General features: G+C 64.1%; 6 protein-coding genes. 4 read left to right on the top strand and 2 right to left on the bottom strand.

Translation table 11 applies throughout. The annotated features are described in order from the left end of the window. Positions 1-180: 180 nt before the first annotated feature. Positions 181-828 carry a DUF2865 domain-containing protein gene (locus JQ603_RS37845; protein WP_212348739.1) on the bottom strand — a complete coding sequence of 216 codons (648 nt, stop codon included), beginning with the start codon at positions 826-828 and terminating at the stop codon, positions 181-183. 19 nt (positions 829-847) lie between these two features. Beyond that, positions 848-1,636: a L,D-transpeptidase gene (locus JQ603_RS37840; RefSeq protein WP_212348737.1), complete on the bottom strand. Its 789-nt coding sequence runs from the start codon at positions 1,634-1,636 to the stop codon at positions 848-850. 209 nt (positions 1,637-1,845) lie between these two features. Here JQ603_RS37840 and JQ603_RS37835 point away from each other — a divergent pair, with 209 nt between their 5' ends. The 4 genes from JQ603_RS37835 (at position 1,846) to JQ603_RS37820 (ending at position 5,282) form a co-directional block, all read left to right on the top strand. After that, positions 1,846-2,958, top strand: coding sequence for an AI-2E family transporter (locus JQ603_RS37835; RefSeq protein WP_212348733.1), 1,113 nt, complete (start codon positions 1,846-1,848; stop codon positions 2,956-2,958). Between the two features lie 79 nt (positions 2,959-3,037). Next, positions 3,038-3,409 carry a DUF883 family protein gene (locus JQ603_RS37830; RefSeq protein ID WP_212348730.1) on the top strand — a complete coding sequence of 124 codons (372 nt, stop codon included), beginning with the start codon at positions 3,038-3,040 and terminating at the stop codon, positions 3,407-3,409. 88 nt (positions 3,410-3,497) lie between these two features. Beyond that, a complete protein-coding gene (locus JQ603_RS37825) occupies positions 3,498-3,953 on the top strand; it encodes a hypothetical protein (RefSeq protein ID WP_212348727.1) in 456 nt (151 codons plus the stop codon). Positions 3,954-4,139: 186 nt separating this feature from the next. Then, a complete protein-coding gene (locus tag JQ603_RS37820) occupies positions 4,140-5,282 on the top strand; it encodes an OpgC domain-containing protein (RefSeq protein WP_212348724.1) in 1,143 nt (380 codons plus the stop codon). The last annotated feature ends 96 nt before the right edge of the window (positions 5,283-5,378 follow it).

The following is a 5,378-nucleotide window of genomic DNA, read 5'->3' as shown; positions in this document are numbered from 1 at the left end:
CTGCTCGTAACTCCGCCCCATGGCAACACCTCCTCCAGGAAGTGTTGCACTTCGTTTGTGAACTCAGGGGACCCATAGCCACCGGCCTCTGCAATGGGCAGGCTGGCGGTTATCTGCGTGCCGCCAAACTCGCATTCGGGGTAATGGGTCCTGGCTTTCGCCAGGACGACGTGGAGAACCCTACTCCTTCGCCACCACCGGCACCTGGCGGAATTTGGCCCGGACCGAAGCCGGCAGCGGCGAGAAATTCATCGCGACGCCGCGGCGGTCGTTGGCATTGCGGCTTGCGACCACCAGGCCGTCGCTGCCCGCGACGATGTCTCCCTTGCGCAAGGTGGGGTCGTCCTCGACCTTGACCTGGGCCAGCCCGACCGGATCCTTGCCGTTGCAGGTGCAGCCCGCAACGATCTCGTTGCGGTAGCGGAACGCGTTCGGCAGGTCGGAGTATGATTTCCCGCTCTCGGTCGTGGCGTCGTCGATGTTGCTGCCATAGACCAGCGAGGTCTCGGAAGCCGGGCAGAAGCTCTTGCAGGATTGCGCCTTGCTCTCGGCATCATTCCCTTGCGCCGGAAAATACCGGCCATCGCAGCCGCGCACGCAATAGGCCGAGCCGCCGCCATAGGCCGCCCGCTGCCGCGGCGCGTCGTAGCGCGGCATGTCGTCATTCGGGAACGGCGTGCGGATCTGCGGAGGCCGCGCTCCGAACGCACCGAACAATGCCGAGAAAAAATCCTGCGCATGCGCCGACGGCGCCAATCCTGGACCGGCTGAGATAGCGACCAGAACTGCCGCACCGCCAGCCAGCTTGCCAATCAGGCGTCTCTTCATATCACCTCACTCAAGCTCTTCAGTTCACAGCAGACGTCGAGATGGTCAGCGCCTGCCGGCCCGACGGCAGCGTCGCCGCCGCGGGGCGCTTCCGCCAGGAATCGCTCCCCTTGTCGCCGCCTTTCGCCATCAGCGGGGCGTTCTTCGGCAGCACGACGACCTTGGCGCCGACATTGACGCGGCTGAACAGGTCGGTGACGTCTTCATTGGTCATGCGGATGCAGCCGGAGGAGACGAACTTGCCGATGGTGGTGGGATCGTTGGTGCCGTGGATGCGATACTCACTCGATCCCAGATACATCGCGCGGGCGCCGAGCGGATTGCCGGGGCCGCCGGCGACGAAGCGCGGCAGGTAGGGCTGGCGCGCGATCATCTCGGCGGGCGGGTGCCAGTCCGGCCATTCCGCCTTGCGGCTGATGTTCTGGACGCCCGACCAGGTAAAACCCTCGCGGCCGACGCCGACGCCGTAGCGGATCGCCCGGCCATTGCCGAGCACGTAATAGAGGTATGTATTGCCGGTATCGATCACGATCGTGCCGGCCGGCTCGCTGCGGTCGAAACTGACGATCTGCTTGCGCAGCCGGTCGGGCAATTGGGCATCTTCGTCGGCCGTCTGCGGCGCCTCGCTCGCATATGCTCCACGCGAATAGCTCGGATCTTGTTGATACGCCTGCGGCTGCATCGGTGTGTAACCCAGCATCTGCGCATTTGCGCGAGCGAAGGGCACGGTGAGCAGAGCGGTCGCGAAGACAAGAGTGGTGGCGGCGCGCGGCGAGAAGCGGCGGCGGGCTGAAGAGACCATTGTCATGTGCTGCCCCGTTGGATGTGCGCATCAGGGTGATGCGGCTCGTCAACAAACGCAGCCGGAGCGACTCAAGTTCCGCGCCTCAGTGCTGCGGCGACGTCACAGTCAAGCGAGCGCAGCTTCACGAAGCCGCGATGGAACCTCACCGCCGCCTCGGACGTTGTGAGATCATCAATGGGCGCGCGGAAGAACTTCCGTGCGGGAGAGGTATTGTGCGCGTCCTTCCCAATGAACGTCTGATTGCCGGCAACGGCGAAGGTGACCCGCTCCCCGGCAGCCATGCTGACCTGCCGCCCGTCATCCGCCGCACCGAGTTCGTCGCCTTCGCGCTCGCCGGCCTGCTGCTGATCGCAGTGGTCGCGGTGCTTTACGTTGCCAGGGCGTTCTTCCTCCCCGTGGTGATGGCCTTTGTCATCGGCACGATGCTGTCCCCGGCTGCGACCTTCCTGGAAAACCGCAAGGTGCCGCGCGGGCCGGGCGCCGTGCTAATCGTGATTGCCGTGACCACCATGGTCGCCTTCGTCGTCGCCCTCATCGCCTCGCCCGTCATGGAATGGAGCTCGCGCCTGCCGGAGCTCGGCGCGCAGCTGAAGGACAAGCTGCACGTGTTCGACCGGCCGCTGGCGCTGTGGCGTGAGCTGCAAGCCATGCTCGGGGGCTCGGAGGGGCTGCCGAGCTTCCAGCTGCCGAAATTCGAATGGGTGCAGCCGACGCTGGAATTCCTGTCGCCCACCTTCACCGAATTTCTGCTGTTCTTCGTCACGCTGATCCTGTTCATCGCGAGCTGGCGCGATCTGCGGCGGGCCCTGATCATGACCTTCAGCAACCGCGATGCGCGGCTGCGCACACTGCGCATCCTCAATGAGATCGAGGTCCATCTCGGCAATTACCTGCTGACGGTGACCGTCATCAATATCGGCGTCGGCATTGCCACCGGCCTCGTCTGCGCCGTGACCGGCATGCCCAACCCGGCCGGCCTCGGTGCACTCGCAGCAACCCTCAACTTCATCCCGATCATCGGGCCGATCGCGATGTTCGCCGTTTTGGTCGTGGTGGGGCTCGTCGCCTTCCCGACCATCGGCGGCGGCCTGGCTGCCGCCATCGCCTTCGGCGGCATCACGTTCCTGGAGGGACATTTCGTCACGCCGACCATCATCGGCCGCCGCCTGGCGCTGAATGCGCTGGCGGTACTGCTGGCGCTGGCATTCTGGACCTGGCTGTGGGGGCCGATGGGCGCCTTCCTGTCGTCGCCGCTGCTCATCGTCGGGCTGATCCTGAAGGAACATCTTTTGCCGGAGGATGCGCCGCAGTTGCCGCAGGAGTAACCGGTTTCCCCGATCGGAACTTACCCGACGACGAAACGTTTTTCCGGCGATCTCAGCCGCAAACAGTTCGGAGCCCCAGATGTCAACGAGCGATGCCGAAGCCGGGATGAGAGACTGGACCGACAAAGCCACCAGAGAACGCCTCGAGAAGGATGTAGCAGCCGTGAAAAGCGATATCGCCGCCCTCACCGATCAGATCACCGACGCGCTCAACACTTTTGCCAATTCCACCAGCAAGCAGGCCAGGCGTGGCTATCGCCAGGCGCGCGAGAACATGGATTCGGCGATCGACGACATGTCGGACCGCGGCAGCGCCATGATGGGTGCGGCACAGGATGCCTATGGATCGATCGAGGAGACGCTGGAAGAGGCGATCACGCAGCGGCCGCTGGCGACCGTCGGGCTCGCACTCGGCATCGGCTTCCTGATCGGAATCGCCTGGCGCCGGTAAGGATGCCCAAGCGAGTTGAAGCGGCGCCGCGGCGCCGCCGATGTGGGCTTGTGACGACCAGGCTTGTGGGGACCCGAGGAGCAAGGCCATGTTTCAGCGCATCATCGACGGCATCAGTGCATCGACCGGCACGACGGTCCGGCTGACGTCGCTTGCCGCGGGCGCTGCATTCGCGCTTTTCATCACGACATGCTTCCTCTGCGCCGCAGCCTTCATCGCAGTCCTCGAGAAATACGGTCCGGTGCAGGCCTGCCTCGCGGGTGCCGGCATCTTCTTTCTGCTGACCCTGACCGCGGCGGTGAGCTACTGGGCCTACAAGCGGCAATTGCGCAAGGAGGCCCGCATCGCGGCCGAGCGCGCCGCGAAGTCGACGGCGCAGAGCATGCTCACCGACCCCATGCTGCTCGCCACCGGGCTGCAGATCGTCCGTGCCATCGGGGTCAAGCGGCTGCTGCCGATCCTGGCCATCGGCGGCGTCGCGCTCGGAATCATGGCGAGCCGCGCCGGCGTCCCCGACGAAGCCTCGCCAGAGCCCGCCGAGTAACGGCGCGGTAGGTTAGATAATTTCGTCGCAAGCCGCTCAAACGCATCTATTGGAATTCAATAGACGGTAGCTTGTGCGTATCTGCGCTGTTTGGGACAAACCGGTCCTGCTCACGCAATCGCTACTCGGATAGGCAGGCTGTTGCCGGTAAAAGCATCACCCTGATTCCCAAAGCTATTTTACTCAATGAAACCGTCCGTCAAGGCGAACCTCGCCGCATTTCAGCACGACGCCAGGCTCTATCTGACGCTCGGCATCGCCAACTGGTCCGTATTCGTCGACCATATTCCGAACAACGTCGTCAACCTGCTGACGTTGCGGAATTTCGGCTTCAGCGGCGCGGCGGATTTGTTCGTGTTCGTGGTGGGCTACGGCGTCGCCATCATCCACGGCAGGATGGCGCTGGAGCGCGGCTACGTGGTCGCGGCGACGCGCATCTTTCGCCGGGTCTGGCGGCTCTATGCCGCCTATGTCGTGCTGTTCGTGATCTATATCGACGCCATCGCCTATGTCGCCTCGCAGTCGATGGCGCCGGAGATCATCCACGAATACAACATCTCCGGGATTCTCGAGCACCCGCTGCGCATCCTGATCCGCGGCCTCGTGCTCCAGGAAGAGCCGCTGAACCTCGACCTGCTGCAGCTGATGATCCCGCTGATGGCATTCTTCCCGTTCGTGCTGTGGGGGCTGCTGCGGCGGCCGAACCTGACGCTGGCGGCATCGGTCGCCCTGTACGTCGCGGCACGCTGGTTCGACTGGAATTTCCGGATCTATCCGGATCAGGAATGGACCTTCAATCCGCTGTGCTGGCAGATGCTGATGGTGCTGGGCGGCTGGTTCGCCGTCACAGGCGCACCGGGGCGTGCGCTGCATGGCATGTCCTGGCTGCGGATCCTCGCAGGCGCCTATCTGGTCTTCGCGATGGCCGTCACCCTGATGCGCCATTCGCCGGCGCTGTCCGCCTACCTGCCCGACTTCCTCCTCAACAGCATCACGCCGACCGACAAGGAAAACCTCGCGCCCTACCGCGTGCTCCACTTCCTCGCCCTCGCGTTCATTGCGACCCATCTCATCCCGGCCGATCATCCCGGCCTGACATGGAGGCCGCTGCAGGCGGTGATCGCATGCGGCGAGGAATGGCTCGCGGTATTCTGCGTCGCCGTGTTCCTGTCCTTCGCCGGCCACCTCATCCTGATCACTGGGCCGAACCTGGTGCTGATGCAGGTCGCGGTGAGCATCACTGGCTTCGCCGCGATGACCGGGCTCGCCTATTACATCGCCTGGTCGAAACGGCAGGACCTGCCGGCCGCCCTGCGGCAGCAGGCCTAAAGCGCGATGAGATTTGGACGAATCGTCATCGCGCTTTAGGTTGTTGTTTGCGCATGATCTTTCCGGAAAACCGCTTCGCACTTTTCCGGATCATGC

It is taken from the genome of Bradyrhizobium liaoningense, assembly GCF_018130825.1.
Classification (GTDB): domain Bacteria; phylum Pseudomonadota; class Alphaproteobacteria; order Rhizobiales; family Xanthobacteraceae; genus Bradyrhizobium; species Bradyrhizobium liaoningense_B.
Note: the sequence above shows the minus strand (reverse complement) of the source record. Positions and strands in the feature narration are given on the sequence as shown.

What these genes read in the sequence shown, in the direction of transcription:
- JQ603_RS37845 (WP_212348739.1), bottom strand. Translation starts at nt 828, where the DNA reads ATGAAGAGACGCCTGATTGGCAAGCTGGCTGGCGGTGCGGCAGTTCTG.
- JQ603_RS37830 (WP_212348730.1), top strand. Translation starts at nt 3,038, where the DNA reads ATGTCAACGAGCGATGCCGAAGCCGGGATGAGAGACTGGACCGACAAA.
- JQ603_RS37840 (WP_212348737.1), bottom strand. Translation starts at nt 1,636, where the DNA reads ATGACAATGGTCTCTTCAGCCCGCCGCCGCTTCTCGCCGCGCGCCGCC.
- JQ603_RS37820 (WP_212348724.1), top strand. Translation starts at nt 4,140, where the DNA reads ATGAAACCGTCCGTCAAGGCGAACCTCGCCGCATTTCAGCACGACGCC.
- JQ603_RS37825 (WP_212348727.1), top strand. Translation starts at nt 3,498, where the DNA reads ATGTTTCAGCGCATCATCGACGGCATCAGTGCATCGACCGGCACGACG.